The 17,614-nt window shown below is 60.3% G+C and carries 18 protein-coding genes and 1 pseudogene; 12 read left to right on the plus strand and 7 right to left on the minus strand.

Annotated features, from left to right (window positions below; translation table 11 throughout):
• Positions 1–165: 165 nt before the first annotated feature.
• From M2397_RS26805 to M2397_RS26820, 4 genes are read left to right on the plus strand one after another with little or no spacing between them, the layout of a single operon-like run.
• A complete protein-coding gene (locus M2397_RS26805; RefSeq protein WP_259244769.1) occupies positions 166–1,515 on the plus strand; it encodes a GntP family permease in 1,350 nt (449 codons plus the stop codon).
• Between the two features lie 12 nt (positions 1,516–1,527).
• A complete protein-coding gene (locus M2397_RS26810; RefSeq protein ID WP_065925967.1) occupies positions 1,528–2,388 on the plus strand; it encodes a MurR/RpiR family transcriptional regulator in 861 nt (286 codons plus the stop codon).
• Between the two features lies 1 nt (position 2,389).
• A complete protein-coding gene (locus M2397_RS26815; RefSeq protein ID WP_259244770.1) occupies positions 2,390–3,853 on the plus strand; it encodes an amidohydrolase family protein in 1,464 nt (487 codons plus the stop codon).
• A gap of 29 nt (positions 3,854–3,882) precedes the next feature.
• Positions 3,883–4,251 (plus strand): glyoxalase superfamily protein, encoded by a 369-nt coding sequence (locus tag M2397_RS26820; RefSeq protein WP_131700244.1) that lies wholly within the window; start codon positions 3,883–3,885, stop codon positions 4,249–4,251.
• 639 nt (positions 4,252–4,890) lie between these two features.
• Here M2397_RS26820 and M2397_RS30600 read toward each other — a convergent pair.
• Complete coding sequence (locus M2397_RS30600; protein WP_370879637.1) at positions 4,891–5,754, minus strand: methyl-accepting chemotaxis protein; 864 nt, start codon at positions 5,752–5,754, stop codon at positions 4,891–4,893.
• Positions 5,746–6,810, minus strand: a pseudogene (locus M2397_RS30605) (methyl-accepting chemotaxis protein); the annotation flags it as partial. The gene M2397_RS30600 and the pseudogene M2397_RS30605, both read right to left, overlap by 9 nt.
• Before the next feature lie 261 nt (positions 6,811–7,071).
• Here M2397_RS30605 and M2397_RS26830 point away from each other — a divergent pair.
• The gene (locus tag M2397_RS26830) at positions 7,072–7,689 is read left to right on the plus strand and encodes an FKBP-type peptidyl-prolyl cis-trans isomerase (protein ID WP_003176055.1); all 618 of its coding nucleotides are present in this window, start codon (positions 7,072–7,074) and stop codon (positions 7,687–7,689) included.
• Positions 7,690–7,824: 135 nt separating this feature from the next.
• Here the strand turns inward: M2397_RS26830 and M2397_RS26835 are convergent, their stop codons facing one another.
• From M2397_RS26835 to M2397_RS26845, 3 genes are all read right to left on the minus strand, one after another.
• Entirely contained in the window at positions 7,825–8,082 is a 258-nt protein-coding gene (locus M2397_RS26835) for a hypothetical protein (RefSeq protein ID WP_057724031.1), read from the minus strand.
• 159 nt (positions 8,083–8,241) lie between these two features.
• Positions 8,242–8,583 (minus strand): zinc ribbon domain-containing protein YjdM, encoded by a 342-nt coding sequence (locus tag M2397_RS26840; protein ID WP_003230858.1) that lies wholly within the window; start codon positions 8,581–8,583, stop codon positions 8,242–8,244.
• 134 nt (positions 8,584–8,717) lie between these two features.
• Positions 8,718–9,686 carry a polyprenyl synthetase family protein gene (locus M2397_RS26845; RefSeq protein WP_053132020.1) on the minus strand — a complete coding sequence of 323 codons (969 nt, stop codon included), beginning with the start codon at positions 9,684–9,686 and terminating at the stop codon, positions 8,718–8,720.
• Positions 9,687–9,925: 239 nt separating this feature from the next.
• Here M2397_RS26845 and rplU point away from each other — a divergent pair, with 239 nt between their 5' ends.
• From rplU to M2397_RS26880, 7 genes are all read left to right on the plus strand, one after another.
• Positions 9,926–10,240, plus strand: a complete 315-nt coding sequence (rplU, locus tag M2397_RS26850; protein ID WP_003176051.1) for a 50S ribosomal protein L21 — start codon at positions 9,926–9,928, stop codon at positions 10,238–10,240.
• A 34-nt stretch (positions 10,241–10,274) separates the two neighbouring features.
• Positions 10,275–10,532, plus strand: a complete 258-nt coding sequence (gene rpmA, locus M2397_RS26855; RefSeq protein ID WP_003176049.1) for a 50S ribosomal protein L27 — start codon at positions 10,275–10,277, stop codon at positions 10,530–10,532.
• A 194-nt stretch (positions 10,533–10,726) separates the two neighbouring features.
• Complete coding sequence (gene cgtA / locus M2397_RS26860) at positions 10,727–11,950, plus strand: Obg family GTPase CgtA (RefSeq protein WP_015885843.1); 1,224 nt, start codon at positions 10,727–10,729, stop codon at positions 11,948–11,950.
• A 109-nt stretch (positions 11,951–12,059) separates the two neighbouring features.
• The gene (gene proB / locus M2397_RS26865; protein ID WP_026013771.1) at positions 12,060–13,178 is read left to right on the plus strand and encodes a glutamate 5-kinase; all 1,119 of its coding nucleotides are present in this window, start codon (positions 12,060–12,062) and stop codon (positions 13,176–13,178) included.
• 16 nt (positions 13,179–13,194) lie between these two features.
• Positions 13,195–13,659: a CreA family protein gene (locus M2397_RS26870; RefSeq protein ID WP_131700246.1), complete on the plus strand. Its 465-nt coding sequence runs from the start codon at positions 13,195–13,197 to the stop codon at positions 13,657–13,659.
• Positions 13,660–13,760: 101 nt separating this feature from the next.
• On the plus strand, positions 13,761–14,243 hold the full coding sequence (locus M2397_RS26875) for a glutathione peroxidase (RefSeq protein WP_027607649.1): 483 nt from the start codon (positions 13,761–13,763) through the stop codon (positions 14,241–14,243).
• 195 nt (positions 14,244–14,438) lie between these two features.
• Complete coding sequence (locus M2397_RS26880) at positions 14,439–15,542, plus strand: NADH:flavin oxidoreductase (RefSeq protein WP_131700247.1); 1,104 nt, start codon at positions 14,439–14,441, stop codon at positions 15,540–15,542.
• Here M2397_RS26880 and M2397_RS26885 read toward each other — a convergent pair.
• A complete protein-coding gene (locus tag M2397_RS26885; RefSeq protein ID WP_184746629.1) occupies positions 15,511–16,713 on the minus strand; it encodes a glycosyltransferase family 1 protein in 1,203 nt (400 codons plus the stop codon). The genes M2397_RS26880 and M2397_RS26885 overlap by 32 nt on opposite strands.
• A gap of 54 nt (positions 16,714–16,767) precedes the next feature.
• A complete protein-coding gene (gene cysZ / locus M2397_RS26890; protein ID WP_131700249.1) occupies positions 16,768–17,532 on the minus strand; it encodes a sulfate transporter CysZ in 765 nt (254 codons plus the stop codon).
• Positions 17,533–17,614 lie beyond the last annotated feature (82 nt).

Raw genomic sequence — 17,614 nt, forward strand, 5'->3', positions numbered from 1 at the left:
GTAAGAACATCCCTCGAATTTTCATACACGGCCCTTGGGCTTATCCCAACGCGACAGCGCTTATCCGTAAGCGAAAGTTACTTTCATACAGTTTGAAAATACGCCTCGGTAATGATTTATGAGTTTCACAACCCATTCGACGTGACCCTTTCCGAGGAGTACCGCATGGCCGCATCACCGGGCTTCGGGCTGTTGGCATACGCTGCCATCGCCATCATTGCTTTGATCGTGCTGATCGCACGTTACCGGCTCAACCCGTTTATCGTCATCACCCTGGTGTCCATCGGCCTGGCGCTGATGGCCGGGATGCCAGCAGACTCCATCATGGGTTCCTACGAGGCCGGCGTCGGCAAAACCCTGGGGCATATCGCCCTGGTGGTGGCGCTGGGCACCATGCTCGGCAAGATGATGGCCGAGTCCGGTGGCGCCGAGCAGGTGGCCCGCACGCTGATCAACCGTTTCGGCGAACGGAATGCCCATTGGGCCATGGTGTGCATCGCGTTCCTGGTGGGGCTGCCGCTGTTTTTCGAAGTGGGCTTTGTGCTGCTGGTGCCGATCGCCTTTACCGTGGCGCGGCGCGTGGGGGTGTCGATCCTGATGGTCGGCCTGCCGATGGTCGCCGGCCTGTCGGTGGTGCATGCGTTGGTGCCGCCGCACCCAGCGGCGATGATGGCCGTGCTGGCGTATAACGCGTCGGTGGGGCAGACCGTGCTCTATGCGATTCTCATCGGTATTCCGACGGCGATCATTGCCGGCCCGCTGTACGCCAAATTCATCGTGCCGCGTATTCACCTGCCGGCGGAAAACCCGCTGGAACGCCAGTTTATCGAGCGTGAACCTCGCGAGCGTTTGCCGAGCTTTGCCCTGACCATGGGCACTATCCTGTTGCCGGTGGTGTTGATGATGATCGGTGGCTGGGCCAACGTGATTTCCACCCCGGGTACGGGCTTCAACCAATTCCTGCTGTTTATCGGTAACTCGGTGATCGCGCTGCTGGTGGCGACCCTGGTGAGTTTCTGGACCCTGGGCCTGGCGCAGGGCTTCAACCGCGAGTCGATCCTCAGGTTCACCAATGAATGCCTGGCGCCGACCGCGAGCATCACCTTGCTGGTGGGCGCGGGTGGCGGTTTGAACCGGATATTGGTGGACGCTGGCGTTACCAACGAAATTCTAGGCCTGGCGCATGCCTTCCACCTGTCACCGCTGGTGATGGGCTGGCTGTTCGCTGCGTTGATGCGGATTGCGACGGGCTCAGCCACGGTGGCCATGACTACGGCTTCGGGCGTGGTGGCCCCGGTCGCCCTGGGCCTGGGTTATCCACACCCGGAATTGCTGGTGCTGGCCACTGGCGCGGGTTCGGTGATCTTTTCCCACGTTAACGACGGTGGCTTCTGGCTGATCAAGGAATACTTCAATATGACGGTGATCCAGACCTTCAAGACCTGGACCGTATTGGAGACGCTGATCTCTGTGGTTGCCTTCGGTCTGACTTACGGCCTGTCCTGTATTTTGTAACCCGGAGCCCCCATGGACATCCTCTACCAGATCCGCGCCCGCCAGGATTCCTTCAGCGCCGGCGAAGGGCGTATCGCCAGGCTGATGCTGGAGGATGTGGGCTTTGCCGCCTCGGCCAGTCTGGAAGAGCTGTCCCAACGGGCCGAGGTCAGTACCGCCACCTTGTCGCGCTTTGCCCGCAGTGTCGGTTGCCGGGACTTGCGCGATCTGCGCCTGCAACTGGCCCAGGCCAGCGGCGTCGGCAGCCGCTTCCTGGACCCGGCGGGGTTGCCTGAACAGTCGGCGTTTCATCGGCAGATTCTCGGCGACATCGAAGCGACGTTGCGCCAGCACTTGTCCGGTTTCAACCAGGCCAGTTTTGTCGATGCGGTCAACCTGCTGGGTAAGGCGCGGATGATCCACGCGTTTGGCATGGGCGGGCCATCGAGCTTGTGCAGCGATGAACTGCAGGTGCGCCTGGTACGCCTGGGCTATCCGATTGCCGCCAGCCACGACCCGGTGATGATGCGCGTCACGGCTGCAACCCTGGGGCCGGAACACGCGCTGATCGTCTGCTCGCTCACCGGCCTTACCCCCGAGTTGCTCGATGTGGTGGCGCTGGCACGCAACTACGACGCGCGCATCGTCGCCATCACTCTTGCCGACTCACCCCTGGCGCAGTTGGCGGATGTGCTGCTGCCGCTGCAACCGGCGGAAACCAGTTTTATCTACAAACCCACGGCGGCGCGTTACGGCATGCTGCTGGCCATCGACCTGCTCGCCACCGAACTGGCGCTGGCCCTGCCCGACGACAACCAGGAACGCCTGCGCCGGATCAAGCTGGCCCTCGACGATTATCGCGGCGGCCCTGACAGCCTGCCGCTTGGAGATTGATATGACGTACGACACGCTGATTCGCCAGGCGCTGATCATCGATGGCAGCAACACCCCGGGTTATGTCGCCGATGTGGGGCTGCGTGACGGGCGCATCGAGACGATCGGCGACTTGTCGACGGCGGCGGCCGTGCATGAAATCGATGCGACAGGCCGTGTGCTGGCGCCGGGCTTTATCGACGTGCACACCCACGACGACACTGTGGTCATCCGCCAGCCGCAGATGCTGCCCAAGCTCAGCCAGGGTGTGACCACGGTGATTGTCGGCAACTGTGGCATCAGCGCCTCACCGGTGAGTTTACGCAGCGATCCGCCCGACCCGATGAACTTGTTGGGCAGCGCTGCGGCATTTGTTTATCCCCGTTTCAGCGACTATCGCAGTGCCGTTGAAAGCGCTCATCCAGCGGTCAATGTCGCAGCATTGATCGGCCACACGGCGCTGCGCAGTAACCACATGGACGATCTGCATCGCACCGCCACACCGGATGAAATCGCCGCCATGCGTGTGCAGTTGCACGAGAGTCTTGAGGCCGGCGCCCTCGGTTTATCCACAGGCCTGGCCTACGCCAGCGCGTTCAATGCCGAGACCGATGAGGTGCTGCAACTGAGTGAAGAACTCACGGCCTTCGGTGCGGTGTACACCACCCATTTGCGCAGCGAATTCGAACCGGTGCTGGAGGCGATGGACGAGGCTTTTCTGATCGGCCGGCACTCACAGGTACCGGTGATTATTTCCCACCTCAAATGTGCGGGAGCGGGGAACTGGGGGCGTAGTCCACAGCTGTTGGCAGCGTTGGAATCGGCGGCGAAAACCCGCCCGGTGGGGTGTGATTGTTATCCCTATGCGGCCAGTTCTTCTACCCTGGACCTCAAGCAGGTGACCGACGCGTTTCGTATCACGATCACCTGGTCGACGCCGCACCCTGAAGTGGGGGGGCGCGACTTGCAGGACATCGCTGGCGAATGGGACGTCTCCCTGATGGACGCCGCCCGTCGTCTGCAACCTGCGGGGGCGGTGTACTACGGGATGGATGAAGCGGATGTGCGACGTATCCTCGCGCATCCGTTGTCGATGGTGGGGTCGGATGGCTTGCCTGAAGATCCGTTTCCGCATCCTCGCTTATGGGGCGCGTTCCCACGGGTGCTGGGGCATTTCAGCCGGGATGTCGGCTTGTTCCCGTTGCACACCGCCGTGCACAAGATGACCGGCTTGTCGGCAGCGCGTTTTGGGTTATCCGAGCGTGGCGAAATTCGCGAAGGGCACTGGGCCGACCTGGTGTTGTTCGACCCTGTGCGGGTGCGCGATGTGGCGGACTTCAATGAACCACAGCGGGCAGCGCAAGGCATTGATGGCGTGTGGGTCAACGGCGTGTTGAGCTACAGCGATGGCCAGGCGAACGGTCAGCGACCGGGGCGGTTCCTGGCGCGCAGTGGGGATTTGCGTGGTGGGTTTTCGACTCTATAGTGGGCGCTTTCATACACGGAGCGATTGCCATGCACTTAGGAAAAGTCACCCCCATCCTGCGGATTTTCGATGAGGCCAAGGCGCTGGAATTCTACGTCGACTTCCTGGGCTTCAAGGTCGATTGGCAGCACCGCTTCGAGGCGAATTATCCACTGTATCTGCAGGTGTCGCTGGGCGATTGCGTGCTGCACCTGTCCGAGCATCATGGCGACGCCTCTCCGGGCACGGCGGTGCGGATCCAGGCGCAAGGGGTGGATGCGTACCAGCAGCAGTTGCTGGGCAAGGATTACCGTTACGCCAAGCCTGGGGTTGAGGAAACGCCTTGGGGATCGCGGGAGATGAGCATCAAGGATCCGTTTGGGAATCGCGTGGTGTTTGTTGAGGAAGGCGAGGGCTGAGCGGCAAATCGCAGGCAATAAAAAACCGCCTTGGTAGGCGGTTTTTTTTTGCAACCCCAGTTAGTGGCTGGGGTTGCATTCTTACAGGAAGCGCTGACCCGCCTAAGGGATACTAATGCCGGTTATCGTCTCGCGCAAGGCTTGACGAGGGGCGTTGCTTTTTATCTGTCGACTTTATTTCTATTTAGAGTTGGTGGCAAAAATTTGCAACATATCAGTTGATCTTTCCAGCAGGTTTATCGTCGCCTGTCACACCTTTGATTCGGATGTTGATTAGTATCACCCCCGTTCCAAGTATGTCGTTTTGTAGGTGGCTGGGTATGCGCGCGGAATTATGGACCGAACGCCACGGGCTAGTAATCCGTGCCGGATTCATGCGGGAGGAACCAAAGCCCGGCCGCCTCACAGGAAGCGTTGACCCGCATCCAAAGGCTCACGTGTTCCGGTAAGTGTGCTGGAGGTAAGGCCCAACTCACGGAGGGCCGAGTATGTCTAAGTTTGCACGACGTACATGGAACCTCGTAGTGAATGCCGTACGTGTTTATCACGTGTGGACATTCCTGCGGGACAGCTTCGATGACCTGTAAGGTCTGAGAAGTGGAGCCGCTTCGGTTAATACCGAAGCGGCTTTTTGGTTTCTTAAACCCGGAAGTGACTGACCATCTGCTGCAACTGGCTACCCAAACGTGCCAGTTCCACGCTCGATTTTGCCGTCTCGTCGCTCGCGGTGGCGGTCTGCTCGGACACATCACGCACATTCACGATGCTGCGGCTGATCTCTTCGGCCACGGCGCTTTGCTGTTCGGCGGCGGCGGCGATCTGCTGGTTCATCGACTGGATGTTCGACACTGTGCGGGTGATGTTTTCCAGTGACACACCGGCCTTGCGCGTCAGTTCGACACTGCTGTCGGTGAGGCTGCGGCTGTTGTTCATTACGTTGGCAACTTGCTGGGTGCCGTTCTGCAAACCGGCGACCAGGCCTTCGATTTCCTCGGTGGACTTCTGCGTGCGCTGGGCCAGGCCGCGTACTTCGTCGGCGACCACGGCAAAGCCGCGACCGGCTTCACCGGCACGCGCCGCTTCAATCGCTGCGTTGAGGGCCAGCAAGTTGGTCTGTTCGGCCACAGCCTTGATCACATCCATCACGCTGCCGATCTTGTTGCTCTCTTGTTGCAGGTGCGCCATGGCGTCGGTGGAACGCGCCACTTCGGCGGCCAGGCGTTCGATCTGGGCGATGGCCTCGGCTACCACTTTGTCGCCAGCGCGGGCTTGGCCGTCAGCATCGGCGGCGGCCAGAGAGGCTTGCTCGGCGTTGCGTGCGACTTCCTGCACGGTGGCGGTCATTTCGTGCATCGCCGTGGCGACCTGATCGGTCTCGATTTTCTGGCTGTTCACGCCGGCGCTGGTCTGCTCGGTGACGGCCGACAACTCTTCGGCGGCGCTGGCGATCTGGGTCACGCCGTCGCGAATACCGCTGATCAATTCACGCAGGGTCGTGCCCATGCGCTGAATACCTTGTTGCAATACGCCCAGCTCATCGCGACGGGTGACCTGGATATTGTGGCTCAGGTCGCCGGAAGCGATGCGTTCAACCACGGCCAGGGTTTCCTGCAGTGGACGCGTGATCTGGCGGGTGATCACCAGTGCCGCAATGATACCGACCAGCAGTGCCAGCAAGGTGCTGATCAACTGCAGGCTGCGGGCCTGGGCGCTTTCAGCGTCGCGACGATCCAGCTGGATGTCGTACAGCTTGTCACTGATCGTGACGATATCGGCGCCTTGGGTGGTCATTTCGGCACGGGCAGCCACGATATTGGCGTTGGCGGCCTTGTAGTTCTGCACGGCGCTGCGATAGGCGCCAAGGGCGGTTTCCAAGGAGCTCAGGGCGCTTTGCTGGCTGGCGCCGAAGGCGGCGCTGAGGCCTTTCAAGCCACTGATGGCTTTTTCGATTTGTGCGGCAGCGCGGGCTTCGGTGTCCGGGTTGACGTTGCCGGTGTAGCCGCGCACTTCGTAGCGGGCCAACTGGAACTGCATCTTGGCGTCGGCCACGGCCTGGAACTGTGCAAGGTGCTCCGCGCTGTCGGGCATTTGCCTCACGCTGGCGTCCAGCGCGTCGATTTGGGCATTGGCGATATCGGCCTTGTCGCCCATCACTTGGCGAGAGGCATTACCGTTTCGGTAAGCCTCGCGCATTTTGTTCAGGGATTGCTGATAAGCCGTGATGATGGCTTTCTGCTCGTTGAGCAGCTTGACGTTTTCCGGGCTCTTGAAGCTGTTCAGGAGTTTCTGTTGCTGGGCAGTAAAGGCGTCCAGGTTGGTCTGTACGTTTTGTGCCACGGCTTCGTCGCCGTTGGCCAGCATGTATTGCAAACGCACGATACGCAGTTTGGTCAGTGAGGCATTGAGCTGGGTGATGTCGCTCATCCAGTTACTGCGGTCGATCAGACCGCCCAGGCTGGTCCAGCCGGTGAGGGCCAGGATCGAGGTGAGGACCAGTACCAGGCCGAAGCCCAGGCCCAGTTTGAGGTTGACGCTGATGTTACCGAACCAGCTGTTCATCTAATGCTCCGCAAAGGTGATGTCTGTCTGCTGGACGGTGTTGTTATTTGAGCCAGCCAAAGTGTGTAGGGCTGTATCGGCGACGAGGGACGAATCTGAAGTGCTTTTATTGCGCGTGCGACGAAGGGTCGCGATCCCCGTGCCGCACCAGCGTGGAGGGCTCATCACGAGCAGGTCTTGTGTGCTAGTCTGCTGGCCCTTTTAGTTCTGGGCGGCGCGCAAAACACTGTTTCCAGTGCTGCCCTACAGCGGAGCCTCTTCATGTCCGAAGTTAATCTGTCCACCGACGAAACCCGCGTCAGCTACGGTATCGGCCGTCAGTTGGGCGACCAACTGCGCGACAACCCACCGCCGGGTGTGAGCCTGGACGCGATCCTGGCTGGCCTGACCGACGCATTCGCCGGTAAACCAAGCCGTGTTGATCAAGAGCAAATGGCTGCCAGCTTCAAGGTCATTCGCGAAATCATGCAAGCCGAAGCGGCTGCCAAGGCTGAAGCGGCTGCTGGTGCTGGCCTGGCTTTCCTGGCTGAAAACGCCAAGCGTGATGGCATCACCACCCTGGCTTCCGGCCTGCAATTTGAAGTGCTGACCGCCGGTGACGGCGCCAAGCCGACCCGTGAAGACCAGGTTCGTACCCACTACCACGGCACCTTGATCGACGGCACTGTGTTCGACAGCTCCTACGAGCGTGGCCAGCCTGCAGAATTCCCGGTGGGCGGCGTGATCGCCGGCTGGACCGAAGCCCTGCAACTGATGAATGCCGGCAGCAAATGGCGCCTGTACGTGCCGAGCGAGTTGGCTTACGGCGCTCAAGGCGTTGGCAGCATTCCGCCGCACAGCGTGCTGGTATTTGACGTCGAACTGCTCGACGTTCTGTAAGACCTGCTTTTGATTACCTGTAGGAGCGAGCTTGCTCGCGAAAAACGTCAACGATGACGCGGGCATCCTGGATGAGCGCGTTGTTTATGCGGTCTTCGCGAGCAAGCTCGCTCCTACAGTGTTTTGCTGGTTTTCTCATGGATGGAACTTGCCACTGAGCTCCGTGGCCGGGCGCAACGCTCGGGCATAGCAGAACAGAAACAGATTGCGCACAACCTCCTTCAGTACTCCAGGTTCACTCGAACTCAGGCCGTTGACGTCCAGGTCGCCCTGGTCCTGCAGCTCATTCAACGCTTCTTCTTCCAGCACAGCACAGACTTCACCGGTTTCCCGATGGAGGATGCGTAGGTAAGGGTGTGGGCGGTCGAGCCAGGCATCTATCAAATAAGTCATGGTTGCATCTCCTTGATGGGTTTCAATGAGAATAATTCTTATTCGTAGAATAGCAAGTGCCTATTGGCAGTTTCCTGGTTTTTCTGTGTGGATATTGAGAGGGGTCAACGGGGAGGGCAAAACGCCATCCCGCGCGGGCGCGGGATGGATGCAGCAGGTTCAGACTTTGCGCACGAATTCGGACTTGAGTTTCATCGGGCCGATACCGTCGATCTTGCAATCGATATCGTGGTCGCCGTCGCACAGGCGGATGTTCTTGACCTTGGTGCCGACCTTCACGACCAAGGACGTACCCTTGACCTTGAGGTCTTTGATCACGGTGATGGTGTCGCCGTCCTGCAGGACGTTGCCCACAGAGTCTTTCTTCACGGTTTCATCGCCGGCCACTTCGGCCTCGCCATTGGCGGACCACTCATGGGCGCATTCCGGGCAGATCAGCTGGGCGCCGTCTTCGTAGGTGTATTCGGAATTGCATTTCGGGCAGGGTGGCAACGTGCTCACTAAAGCTCCTTAACGGTCAGGATGGCTAAAAGTCGCACATTATATAGGGAATTGTGGTCTTGCAGGTTTTATCAAATCCGAATGTGGGGGGGGCAAGCCCCCATCCCACATGGGTATGCGTTTGCAGGTAGGACCTAGTGCGTCCGCGCGACCGCAAATTCACTCAGCTCAACCAAGGCATCCCGGTACTCGCTGGCCGGAAGGGCTTCCAGGCACTTGATCGCACGGGCCACGTAGTCACGTGCCAGTTGCGCGGTGTAGTCCAGCGAGCCCGAGGCTTCCACAGCCTCACGGATGCTTTCCAGGTCCTCGATCCCGCCTTTCTGGATCGCCTTGCGCACCAGGGCCGCCTGTTCCGGCGTGCCTTCGCGCATGGTGTAGATCAGCGGCAAGGTCGGTTTGCCTTCGGCCAGGTCGTCACCGACGTTCTTGCCCAGGGTCTCTGCATCGCCGCGGTAGTCGAGCAGGTCGTCCACCAGTTGGAACGCCACGCCCAGATGGTCGCCAAAGGTACGCAGGGCTTCGGCCTGTTCGGCGGTCGCGCCACAGAGCGCGGCGGCACTGTGTGTAGAGGCTTCGAAGAGCATCGCGGTCTTACCGCGAATCACTTCCATATAGGTTTCTTCGGTGGTGCTGGCGTCGCGGACCTTGGACAGCTGCAGCACTTCGCCTTCAGCGATGATGCGCGTGGCCTGGGAAAGAATCTTCATCACCGGCATCGAGCCCAGCTCGACCATCATTTCGAACGAGCGCGAGTACAGGAAGTCGCCGACCAGCACGCTCGGGGCATTGCCCCACATCGCATTGGCGGTCTCGCGGCCACGGCGCATGCCGGACATGTCGACCACGTCGTCATGCAGCAGGGTGGCGGTGTGCAGGAATTCGATGGTGGCAGCCAGCAGACGCAGGTCATCGCCTTCGCGGCCCAGGGCCTTGCCACACAGCAGCACTAATAAAGGACGCAGGCGTTTACCGCCTGCCGACGTAATGTAGTCGCCAATTTTTGAGACCAGCGGCACCTTAGACGTCAGCTGCTGCTTGATGATGCCGTCGACGGCGCTAAAATCGTCCGCGACCGCGCGGTAGAAAGCTTGGGGTTGCATCAGCGACAGTCGCTCCAGAAGGGTTGCGCGGCATGCTAGGACCCTGACCCCGTAGTGTCAAGGCGCGATAGACAGCCACTTGCAACACCCATTTACCTTGCGTACAATCGCGCACCCTGAACTTCCTGGGCAGCACCTGCCTTACGCAATTGCATTCGGGACGTCCATCCCATGCAGCCATGCCAGCCAATACCTCTTCTTATAAAGCGCTGGGTGAGCAGGATTATCGGAGAAATACCATGTCGTACGCAGTAATTGTTACTGGTGGCAAGCAATACAAGGTCGCCCCAGGTGAATACCTGAAGATCGAAAAACTGGAAATCGCTACCGGCGAATCCGTTACCTTTGATCGCGTTCTGTTGGTCGCCAATGGCGATGACGTGAACATCGGCGCTCCAGTTGTTGCTGGCGCTACCGTTGTGGCTGAAGTGATCTCCCAAGGTCGTCACGATAAAGTCCGCATCATCAAGTTCCGTCGTCGTAAGCACCACATGAAGCGTATGGGCCACCGCCAGTGGTACACCGAGATCAAAATCACCGGTATTCAGGCTTAATTTCAGCCTAATTCCTCACTAGGAGAATTGACTCATGGCACACAAAAAAGCTGGTGGTAGTACCCGTAACGGTCGCGACTCAGAAGCCAAACGCCTTGGCGTGAAGATGTATGGCGGCCAGAAAATCATTCCGGGCAACATCATCGTGCGTCAGCGCGGCACCCAATTCCACGCCGGTTACGGTGTTGGCATGGGTAAAGATCACACCCTCTTCGCGAAAATCGAAGGCGTGATCAAGTTTGAAGTAAAAGGCGCGTTCAACCGCCGTTACGTGAGCGTTGTCGCCGCTTAATTGCGCGATCGCTGGAAAAGCCCTGTCTTGCGACGGGGCTTTTTCGTTTGTGGAGTGAGTCTCTTGCAAAGCTGTTTGTAATGGGCTCGAGCAGCTGGATTTGCGGCTGTTGATTGAGGTCGCTGCGCTCATTTTTGCAAGAGTCTTATGTCTTGGTTTCTTAAGCTCGTCCGTGCGGCGAGAGGCGTTTTGTTATGAAGTTCGTTGATGAAGTTTCCATCCGAGTAAAAGCAGGCGACGGCGGTAACGGTTGCATGAGTTTCCGTCGCGAAAAATTCATCGAAAACGGTGGCCCCAACGGCGGTGACGGCGGTGATGGCGGTTCCATCTACATGATGGCCGACGAAAACCTCAACACCCTGGTCGACTACCGTTACACCCGGCACTTCGATGCCGAGCGTGGCTCCAACGGCGGCAGCACCGACTGCACCGGTAAAAAAGGCGAAGACCTGGTACTGCGTGTACCGGTCGGCACCACGATCATCGACTCCGCGACCCAGGAAGTGATCGGCGACCTGACCAAGGCCGGCCAGAAGCTGATGGTTGTGCAGGGCGGCTGGCACGGTCTGGGTAACACCCGATTCAAGTCCAGTACCAACCGTGCGCCGCGCCAGACCACGCCGGGCAAGCCGGGCGAGCAGCGCGACCTGAAGCTGGAAATGAAAGTATTGGCTGACGTGGGCCTGCTGGGCCTGCCGAACGCCGGCAAGAGTACCTTCATCCGCTCGGTATCGGCCGCCAAGCCGAAAGTCGCCGACTACCCGTTCACCACCCTGGTGCCAAACCTGGGCGTGGTCAGCGTCGACCGCTGGAAAAGCTTCGTGATCGCCGACATTCCCGGCCTGATCGAAGGCGCTTCCGACGGCGCAGGCTTGGGGATTCGCTTCCTCAAGCATTTGTCCCGCACCCGTTTGCTGCTGCACCTCGTCGACATGGCGCCATTGGATGACACCAGTGCACCGGACGCCGCCGAAGTGATCGTCAGCGAGCTGACCAAGTTCAGCCCGGCCCTGGCCGAGCGTGATCGCTGGTTGGTGCTGAACAAGTGCGACCAGATCCTCGAGGAAGAGCACGAGGAGCGCGTCAAGGAAATCGTCGATCGCCTGGAGTGGACGGGTCCTGTCTACGTGATCTCGGCCATCGCCAAAGAAGGCACCGAGCGCCTGACCCGCGACATCATGCGCTACCTGGAAGACCGCGCCGACCGCCTGGCGGCCGACCCGGTATTCAAGGCCGAACTCGCCGAACTCGACCAGCAGATCGAAGACGAAGCCCGTGCCCAGTTGCAAGCCCTGGACGACCAGCGTGCCCTGCGCCGCAGCGGCGTGAAGTCGGTCCATGACATCGGCGACGATGATTGGGACGAAGAAGACGTGGATGATGAAGACGGTCCGGAAATCATTTACGTGCGCGACTGATCCGTTGCGATAAACTTGAACGCCGCTCCCTGGAGCGGCGTTTTGGTATCCGGGTATAACGTTATGGGCGGCGCTGGGTCGCGTGGCCCTCAATCTAAGGTTGAAGATGATGCGGAGCAAAGTGACAGGTGCGCAGCGCTGGGTCGTAAAGATCGGAAGTGCGCTGCTGACGGCAGACGGCAAAGGCCTGGATCGCGCAGCCATGAGCGTCTGGGTCGAGCAGATGGTGGCCTTGCATGAGGCGGGTGTGGAGTTGGTGCTGGTGTCGTCCGGGGCGGTTGCCGCCGGGATGAGCCGCCTCGGTTGGACCGCGCGACCCAGCGCGATGCACGAACTGCAAGCCGCCGCCGCCATCGGTCAGATGGGCCTGGTGCAAGCCTGGGAGTCCAGCTTTGCAGAGCACGGCCGTCATACGGCGCAGATCCTGCTGACTCACGATGACCTGTCCGACCGTAAGCGCTACCTAAACGCCCGCAGTACTTTGCGTGCGCTGGTGGAGCTCAAGGTTATCCCGGTGATCAACGAGAATGACACCGTGGTCACCGACGAAATTCGTTTCGGCGACAACGACACCCTGGCCGCTCTGGTGGCCAACCTGGTGGAGGCCGACCTGCTGGTGATCCTCACCGACCGCGACGGCATGTTCGACGCCGACCCACGCAACAACCCCGATGCCCAACTGATCTACGAAGCGCGCGCCGATGACCCGGCGCTCGACGCCGTGGCCGGCAGCGTTGGCGGTGCCCTGGGCCGTGGCGGCATGCAGACCAAGCTGCGCGCAGCACGCTTGGCCGCACGTTCCGGGGCTCACACCATCATCGTCGGTGGGCGCCTGGAGCGTGTGCTGGATCGCCTCAAGGCCGGTGAGCGCATCGGTACGTTGCTGTCGCCCGAGCGCGGCATGCTCGCGGCGCGCAAGCAATGGCTGGCCGGGCACCTGCAAACCCGTGGCACCCTGGTGCTCGACGATGGCGCGGTGTCGGCGTTGTCTCAAGGCAACAAGAGCCTGCTGCCGGTGGGCGTCAAGTTGGTGCAGGGCAGCTTTCGCCGTGGCGAGATGGTTGTGTGCGTAGCGCCCGACGGTCGTGAGATCGCCCGCGGCCTGGCCAACTACAGTGCCCTGGAAGCGCAGAAAATCATTGGACAATCGTCTGACGCGATTGTCGGACTATTGGGTTACATGGCAGAACCGGAACTGGTTCACCGCGATAACCTGATCCTGGTCTAAACAAAGGGAATACACGATGCGCGTGATGAAGGGATTGCTCGGCCTGCTGCTGGCCATGCCGCTGCTGGCTTCGGCCGAAGAAATTGGCCAGGTGTCGACGGTGTTCAAGTTTGTCGGCCCCAACGACCGGATTGTGGTCGAAGCGTTCGATGACCCCAAGGTCGACGGCGTGACCTGCTATTTGTCGCGCGCCAAGACCGGCGGCGTGAAAGGCGGCCTGGGCCTGGCCGAAGACCGTGCTGAAGCATCTATCGCTTGCCGCCAGGTCGGCCCGATCCGCTTCAAGGGCGAACTCAAGGACGGCGACGAAGTGTTCAAGGAGCGCACCTCGCTGGTGTTCAAGACCATGCAGGTGGTGCGCTTCCTCGACAAGAAGCGCAATACCCTGGTGTACCTGGTCTACAGCGACCGCTTGATCGAAGGCAGCCCGCAGAATGCGGTGACGGCGATTCCTGTTCTGCCGTGGCCGACCGCTCAGTAATTCGCAGGCGGATTTTGCAATCGGCGTCTATGATTGCAGGCTTGCGGGTTGTAATCTCGAAGCGCTGCAACGCAAAGTACATGGAAAATCTGGAGTTCGTCATGAGTGCTTTCCACGACCTGAAACTCAAAGCTTTGGACGGACAAGAGCTGCCGTTGGCGCCCTTCAAGGGGCACGTTGTGCTGGTGGTCAATGTCGCCTCCAAATGTGGCTTGACCCCGCAGTACGCGGCGTTGGAAAACCTTTATCAGCAGTACAAGGACCAGGGATTTACCGTGCTTGGCCTGCCGTGCAACCAGTTTGCAGGCCAGGAACCGGGCACCGAGGAAGAAATCCGCGAGTTCTGCAGCCTGAACTACGGCGTGACCTTCCCCCTGGGCAGCAAACTCGATGTGAACGGTCCTGAGCGTCACCAACTGTACCGTTTGCTGGCGGGCGAGGGCGCGGAGTTTCCAGGGGATATCACCTGGAATTTCGAGAAGTTCCTGCTGGGCAAGGATGGCCGGGTCCTCGCGCGATTCTCGCCGCGCACCGCACCGGATGATCCGACGGTCGTCCAGGCCATCGAAAAAGCCCTGAGTTGAACACCTGCCGGTGCAGCTTCAAGTTCTAAGCTTGAAGCTGCAAGTAGAAGCACAAAGGGTCCTCTTGCAGCTTTAAAATTGCAGCTACCCGCTACCTTCATACCCCTTAATCACCCAAATCAATAGTGCTATTCAGCACGCTGCACTCCCCCATATTATCCACATCATAAACCTCGTCTTCCGTGGAGTGCCCCCATGCCTGTCCAAGCCTTGTTCAAACCGTTCCAGCTCGGCGCACTGCAGCTGTCGACCCGTGTGGTCATGGCGCCGATGACCCGTTCGTTTTCCCCGGGTGGCGTGCCGAATTCCAAGGTCATCGAGTACTACCGCCGCCGAGCCGCTGCCGGCGTGGGCCTGATCATCACCGAAGGCACCGTGGTCGGTCACCCAGCCTCCAACGGCTACCCGAATGTCCCGCATTTCTACGGCGAGGCGGCGCTGGCCGGCTGGAAGAAGGTCGTCGATGCCGTGCACGCCGAAGGTGGCAAGATTGTTCCGCAGCTCTGGCACGTGGGCAGTGTGCGCCGCATCGGTACCGAGCCTGACGCCAGTGTGCCGGCATACGGCCCGATGGAAAAACTCAAGGATGGCAACGTGGTGGTCCACGGCATGACCTCCCAGGACATCAAGGAGGTGATCGCCGCATTCGCCCAAGCCGCCAAGGATGCCCAGCGCATCGGCATGGACGGTGTGGAAATCCATGGCGCCCATGGCTATCTGGTTGACCAGTTCTTCTGGGAAGGCAGCAACCAGCGCACCGACGAATACGGCGGCAACCTGGCCAACCGTTCGCGCTTTGCCATCGAACTGATCCAGGCCACCCGCGCTGCGGTCGGCCCGGACTTCCCGATCATCTTGCGTTTCTCCCAGTGGAAACAGCAGGACTACACCGCGCGCCTGGTGCAAACCCCCGAGGCATTGGGTGAGTTCCTCAAGCCGCTGTCTGAGGCAGGTGTGGATATTTTCCACTGCTCTACCCGTCGCTTCTGGGAGCCGGAGTTCGAAGGCTCCGACCTCAACCTCGCCGGCTGGACCCGCCAACTCACGGGCAAACCGACGATCACCGTGGGCAGTGTCGGCCTGGATGGCGAATTCCTGCAGTTTATGGTCAACACCGACAAGGTTGCACAACCGGCCAGCCTGGAGAAACTGCTGGAGCGGTTGAATAACAACGAGTTTGATCTGGTTGCTGTGGGCCGTGCGCTGCTGGTAGATCCGGACTGGGCCGTGAAGGTGCGTGAAGGCCGCGAAGGCGACATTCTGCCGTTCAGTCGTGAGGCGTTGACGACCCTGGTGTAAGCGGCGCCAGGACGGGCACCGGTTGCCCGTCCTCGCACACACCGCGTAACTGGCGCTCGAATTGCTCGATAATCGCCGGCCAGCCCTGGCGACTGGCATGCTGGCGAGCATTCAGTCGGGCCCTGCGCAAGGTCTCGCGCTCTTCCAGCAGCCAGGTAGCAGCATCGCAAAATGCGTTTTCATCTCCCGGCATCGCCAGCACGCCGTTGTAGCCATGGCGAATATGCTGGGTGGCGGCGGCCTGGTCGTACGCCACCACGCCCAGGCCAGAGGCCATTGCCTCCAGCACCACATTGCCGAAGGTTTCGGTCAGGCTGGGGAACAGGAACAAGTCCCCTGATGCGTAGTGCCTGGCCAGTTCTTCACCGCGTTGGGTGCCGCAGAACACCGCCTCGGGCAGGTCGCGCTCAAGCATCGGGCGCTGCGGACCATCCCCGACGATGATCAACTTCAGCCGACGCTGTGGATAAGTAGCCTGCAGCCCATCAAAGCACCGTTTGAGCAGCCCGAGGTTTTTCTCCTGGGCCAGGCGCCCCACGTGCAGTACGGCAATATCGTCGTTTTCCAGGCCCCAGCTTTCGCGCAGGGCATTGTCGCGCTTGGCCGGGTGGAACAGTTGGCTATCCACTCCGCGCGCCAGCATCCCCAGGCGCTCGAAATGCCTGCGCTCCAGTTCCAGGCGCTGGCTGGCGCTGGGCACCAGGGTCAAGCTCGAGCGGTTATGAAACCAACGCAGGTAGTGCGTGACCATGCGGCTCAACAGGCTCAAGCCGTACTGGTTGGAGTACTGCTGGAAATTGGTATGAAACCCGCTGACCACGCTGATGCCCAAACGCCGCGCCGCCCGCAGCGCCGACAGCCCCAGCGGCCCTTCAGTGGCGATATACAGCACGTCCGGGCGCTGGCGGGTCCAGCGGCGCAGCAACTTGTGCATCGACGACTGGCCCCATTGCAGGCCGGGGTAACCCGGCAGCGGCCAGCCACGGCAGAGCAGTAAACCATCATCGCTGGGCCGGCTCTCGTCGGCGCCCTGGCGCGGGCGTACCAGCTCGACCTGATGGCCGCGCGCGCGTAAACCTTCGCACAGGCGGCCAAGGGTATTGGCCACCCCGTTGATCTCTGGCGGGAAGGTTTCGGTGATCAGGGTGATGTGAAGCGAAGCTGTCGTCATGACCCACAGTGTCGCTATGGGCCATGTCGCCATTGTGTCATGCAGATGATGGATTTATGACTTGACCACTTTCGACGTCGCCATCGCCTCAGCGCCCTGTTCACGCACCCAGAACAACGTCGCCCCAGCCACTGCGGCCGGCATCATCAGGAGGTTGACCACCGGCACCAGCAGCACCAGGTAAACAATGCCGCCGAAACTCATGCTCTGCCAGCGTTTCTGGCGCAGCCAGGCGAGCATTTCGTTCCAGCCCAGCTTGTGGTTATCCGCCGGGTAGTCGATGTATTGGATCGCCATCATCCACACGCCAAACAGCAACCACAGCGGCGCGGCGATCAGGTTGACCACCGGAATGAACGACAGGATAAACAGGCCGATGGCCCGTGGCAGGAAGTAGCCCAGCTTGCGCATTTCCCGGGCCAGGGTACGCGGGACCATTTCAATCAGCTCGCCCCAACTGAATGCCGGGAAGTCATCAGTGCCACGTACCACCACTTCCACTTTCTCGGAGAGAAAGCCGTTGAACGGTGCCGCGATGATATTGGCGAGCATGGTGAAAGTGAAAAACACCATCAGCACCACCAGCACCACAAACAGCGGCCATAGCAGGTAATTCAGAAAGCTCAGCCAGCCGGGCAGGGTCGGCATCAAGTGGTCGACCCACAGGCTGAACTGATGGCCGGCAAAATAGATCAAGCCGACGAACAGCACCAGGTTGATTGCCAGCGGCAGCAGCACAAACAGGCGCAGGCCGGGGCTCAGCACCAGTCTGAGGCCTTCGCGCAGGTATTGCGGGCCGGAAAGGGCAGGGGCGGGCATGGAGAACTCCGAGCAGGATGACGAACGCGCCGACCTTACCGGCTTTGCCTTCAAGGCGAAAGCGTGGTCGGTGTGACGACAT

It is taken from the genome of Pseudomonas sp. BIGb0381 (assembly GCF_024809815.1).
GTDB lineage: Bacteria > Pseudomonadota > Gammaproteobacteria > Pseudomonadales > Pseudomonadaceae > Aquipseudomonas.

Excerpts from the sequence above, each read along its gene's own strand:
- M2397_RS26810 (WP_065925967.1), top strand. The coding sequence starts at position 1,528 with ATGGACATCCTCTACCAGATCCGCGCCCGCCAGGATTCCTTCAGCGCC.
- M2397_RS30600 (WP_370879637.1), bottom strand. The coding sequence starts at position 5,754 with ATGGGCACGACCCTGCGTGAATTGATCAGCGGTATTCGCGACGGCGTG.
- M2397_RS26805 (WP_259244769.1), top strand. The coding sequence starts at position 166 with ATGGCCGCATCACCGGGCTTCGGGCTGTTGGCATACGCTGCCATCGCC.
- M2397_RS26880 (WP_131700247.1), top strand. The coding sequence starts at position 14,439 with ATGCCTGTCCAAGCCTTGTTCAAACCGTTCCAGCTCGGCGCACTGCAG.
- M2397_RS26885 (WP_184746629.1), bottom strand. The coding sequence starts at position 16,713 with ATGACGACAGCTTCGCTTCACATCACCCTGATCACCGAAACCTTCCCG.
- M2397_RS26845 (WP_053132020.1), bottom strand. The coding sequence starts at position 9,686 with ATGCAACCCCAAGCTTTCTACCGCGCGGTCGCGGACGATTTTAGCGCC.
- M2397_RS26835 (WP_057724031.1), bottom strand. The coding sequence starts at position 8,082 with ATGACTTATTTGATAGATGCCTGGCTCGACCGCCCACACCCTTACCTA.
- M2397_RS26820 (WP_131700244.1), top strand. The coding sequence starts at position 3,883 with ATGCACTTAGGAAAAGTCACCCCCATCCTGCGGATTTTCGATGAGGCC.
- M2397_RS26875 (WP_027607649.1), top strand. The coding sequence starts at position 13,761 with ATGAGTGCTTTCCACGACCTGAAACTCAAAGCTTTGGACGGACAAGAG.
- rplU (WP_003176051.1), top strand. The coding sequence starts at position 9,926 with ATGTCGTACGCAGTAATTGTTACTGGTGGCAAGCAATACAAGGTCGCC.
- M2397_RS26830 (WP_003176055.1), top strand. The coding sequence starts at position 7,072 with ATGTCCGAAGTTAATCTGTCCACCGACGAAACCCGCGTCAGCTACGGT.
- M2397_RS26815 (WP_259244770.1), top strand. The coding sequence starts at position 2,390 with ATGACGTACGACACGCTGATTCGCCAGGCGCTGATCATCGATGGCAGC.
- proB (WP_026013771.1), top strand. The coding sequence starts at position 12,060 with ATGCGGAGCAAAGTGACAGGTGCGCAGCGCTGGGTCGTAAAGATCGGA.
- rpmA (WP_003176049.1), top strand. The coding sequence starts at position 10,275 with ATGGCACACAAAAAAGCTGGTGGTAGTACCCGTAACGGTCGCGACTCA.
- cgtA (WP_015885843.1), top strand. The coding sequence starts at position 10,727 with ATGAAGTTCGTTGATGAAGTTTCCATCCGAGTAAAAGCAGGCGACGGC.
- M2397_RS26870 (WP_131700246.1), top strand. The coding sequence starts at position 13,195 with ATGCGCGTGATGAAGGGATTGCTCGGCCTGCTGCTGGCCATGCCGCTG.
- cysZ (WP_131700249.1), bottom strand. The coding sequence starts at position 17,532 with ATGCCCGCCCCTGCCCTTTCCGGCCCGCAATACCTGCGCGAAGGCCTC.